The 2,989-nt window shown below is 71.3% G+C and carries 2 protein-coding genes and 1 pseudogene; all 3 read right to left on the bottom strand.

Annotation, left to right across the window (positions count from 1 at the left end; translation table 11 throughout):
- Nucleotides 1-59: 59 nt before the first annotated feature.
- The gene (locus ACFWA9_RS38845) at nucleotides 60-1,070 is read right to left on the bottom strand and encodes an ABC transporter permease (RefSeq protein ID WP_380394261.1); all 1,011 of its coding nucleotides are present in this window, start codon (nucleotides 1,068-1,070) and stop codon (nucleotides 60-62) included.
- A 5-nt stretch (nucleotides 1,071-1,075) separates the two neighbouring features.
- On the bottom strand, nucleotides 1,076-2,647 hold the full coding sequence (locus ACFWA9_RS38840) for a sugar ABC transporter ATP-binding protein (RefSeq protein WP_380394258.1): 1,572 nt from the start codon (nucleotides 2,645-2,647) through the stop codon (nucleotides 1,076-1,078).
- An 84-nt stretch (nucleotides 2,648-2,731) separates the two neighbouring features.
- A pseudogene (locus tag ACFWA9_RS38835) lies at nucleotides 2,732-2,989 on the bottom strand (sugar ABC transporter substrate-binding protein); the annotation flags it as partial.

Below are 2,989 nucleotides of genomic sequence, written 5' to 3'. Positions count from 1 at the left end.
CGACCGGTCCCCGGTGGGCCGGCCGCGCCGCTTCGGCGGCTCTCAGGCTGTCGGGCCCGTCACTCCTGCTTCTCGCCCGAGGCGAAGCGGGAGATGATCAGCGCGACGATGATGATCGCGCCGTTGAGGAACTGGTTCCACAGCGGCGGCACGCCCGCGAGGGTCATGACGTTGACCACGAGCTGGAGGGTCAGCACGCCGGTCAGGGCGCCGAAGAGCGTGCCCCGGCCGCCGTTGAGGCTGACGCCGCCGATGACGGTGGCGGCGAAGACCTGGAAGATCCACCCGTTGCCCTGGTCGGCGGAGATGGAGCCGTAGTGGCCGGTGTAGAGGACGCCGGCGAATGCGGCCAGCAGGCCACCGAGGATCAGCACGATCCAGGTGATCCGGTCGACCCGGATGCCGGCGGCGCGGGCGGCCTCGGAGTTGCCGCCGATCGCGTACAGGGCACGGCCGTGGCGCAGCCAGGCGAGGGCGCAGCCGCCGGCCAGGAAGAGCAGGGCGCAGATCCAGATCGCCGCCGGGACGCCGAGCCAGCTGGCGCTGCCGAGGTAGGTGAAGGAGCCGGGCAGGTTGACGATCGACTGGCCCTGGGAGATCGCGACCTGCAGACCGCGGAGCAGGGTGAGCGCGCCGAGGGTGACGATGAAGCCGTTGAGGCGCAGCTTGAGGATGAGGAAGCCGTTGATCGCCCCTATGAGCGCGCCGACGGCTAGGCACAGCGGGATGGCCGTCCAATAGGGGAAGAGCCCGAGGCCGTTGAAGCGTGCGCCGTGGTCGGGGAGGACCAGCCAGACGGCGATGACGGGGGCCACGCCGATTGTGGACTCCAGGGACAGGTCCATCCGGCCGACGATCAGGATCAGCGCCTCGGCCAGGACCAGCAGGCTCAGTTCGGTGGCCTGCTGGCCGACGCCCAGGAGGTTGTCGGAGGTGAGGAAGGCGGGTGAGACGGCGAAGCCGATGACGCCCAGGACGAGCAGGACCGGGACGAGCGACAGGTCGCGGTAGCGCGCGAGGTCGAAGCGCCGGCCGGCCGGTACGGCGGGGGGCGGTGGCCGCGTGCGCACGGACCTCAGTGGTGGGAGACATTGCGTTCCTTCGTGTCGGTCGGGCCGGACATGCCCTCCATGGCTGCGACCAGCTGTTCATCGCTCCAGCCGTGCGCGAACTCGGCGACGACGCGGCCGTGGAACATGGCCACGACGCGGTCGCAGACCCGCAGGTCGTCGAGTTCGTCGGACACGATCAGAGCGCTCCTCCCGGCGTCGGCGACCTCGCGGACGGTGCCGAGCAGGGACTCCTTGGACTTGACGTCGACGCCGTTGGTGGGCCGGATGGCCACCAGGACGTGCGGCTCGGTGGCCAGCGCCCGCGCGATGACCACCTTCTGCTGGTTGCCGCCGGACAGGGCGGACACCGGGGCCGAGGGGCCGGGCGTCTTGATGTCGAGGTCGCCGATCATCCGCTCGGCGAAGGCCCTGGTCCGCCAGGGCAGTACCGTGCCGAAGGGCCCGAGCTGGTCGGTGACGGTCAGGGTGGCGTTCTCGGCGACGCTGCGCTGCGGGATGAGCCCCTGGATGTGCCGGTCCTCGGGCACGAACCCGATGCCGGCGGCGAGAGCGGCGGGAACCCGGCCGGTGCGCACCGGCCGGCCCGCGACGCTGATCGTGCCGGCCTGCGGGCGGTGCAGGCCGGCGACGGTCTCGCCGAGCCGGACGTTGCCGCTGGCGGCCGCTCCGGCCAGGCCGACGACCTCGCCGGCCCGCACGGTCAGGGAGACGTCCTGGTAGGCGCCGGCCAGGCTCAGGCCCGAGACGTCCAGCAGCGGGGCGCCGTCGGGGCGTGTCCGGCCGGTCACCGACCAGGCGGGCTCGCTGCCCCGGGCGCTCTCGCCGGTCATCGCCTCCACCAGGGCCTGCTGGTCGAGTTCGGAGACCGGTGCGGTGATGATGTGCCGGGCGTCGCGGTAGACCGTGACGGTGCCGCAGAGGTCGTAGACCTCCTGCAGGTGATGCGAGATGAACAGGAAGGCGACGCCCTGTTCCTGCAGTGAGCGCAGCTTTTCGAAGAGCCGTTCGATGCCGCGCGCGTCGAGCTTGGCGGTGGGCTCGTCCAGGATGATGAAGCGGGCCCCGAAGGAGAGAGCCCGGGCGATCTCGACGAACTGTCGCTGCTCGACACTCAGATCCTCGGCGCGCGCGGTCGGGTCGACGTCCACGCCGTACTCGGCGAGCAGCTCGGTGGCGCGGCCGCGCAGCTGCTTCCAGCTGATCGGGCGCAGGACACCTCTACCCTGCCTGTCCAGGCTGTGTCTGTTCAAGAACAGGTTCTCGGCGACGGTCAGCGCGGGGATGATGGTGGAGCGCTGGTAGACGCAGGCGACCCGGGAGCGCCAGGCGTCGGTGTCACCGGGGGCCGGGGCCTGCTCGCCGTCGAAGCGCAGGGTGCCCGTGTCCGGGTTCTGCAGGCCGGTGAGGATCGACACGAGCGTGGACTTGCCCGCGCCGTTGCGGCCCACCAGGGCGTGCGACTCGCCGGCCGTGACCGAGATGCGGGCGTCGCTGAGGGCGACGGTGGCGCCGAAGCGCTTGCTGATCCCGTCGGCCTCGACGACGGGGCCCCGGATGGGGCTGGGGTCCGCCATGGCGGGGACGTCCTTTCCGCAGGATCCGTGAACGGCGGCCTCGGAGGGGGAGTGCGGGCCGCCGCTGACGGGAGGTCAGTGGGATTACTTGCCGACGCCGTTGCCCCAGAGGGACTTGTCGTCGACGTTGTCCTTGGTGACCAGGGGGGCGGGAAGCTGGTCCTCCAGTCCGTTGGGCAGCTGGATGATGGTCGACTGGTGGTCGGTCGCGCCGGGCTGGAAGGTCTTGCCCTCGGCGGCGGCCTGTGCGTAGAACAGCGCGTACTTGGCGTAGAGGTCGGCGGGCTGGGAGACGGTCGCGTCGATGTCGCCCTTGCGGATCGCGTCGAACTCCTGCGGGAT

Origin of the sequence: Kitasatospora sp. NPDC059973 (assembly GCF_042737525.1) — a bacterium.
Lineage (GTDB): Bacteria > Actinomycetota > Actinomycetes > Streptomycetales > Streptomycetaceae > Kitasatospora.
This window is presented reverse-complemented; position numbering and strand designations above follow the sequence as displayed.

Bases quoted from the DNA above. Each gene is read 5' to 3' on its own strand.
- ACFWA9_RS38840 (WP_380394258.1), bottom strand. From the start codon at position 2,647: ATGGCGGACCCCAGCCCCATCCGGGGCCCCGTCGTCGAGGCCGACGGG.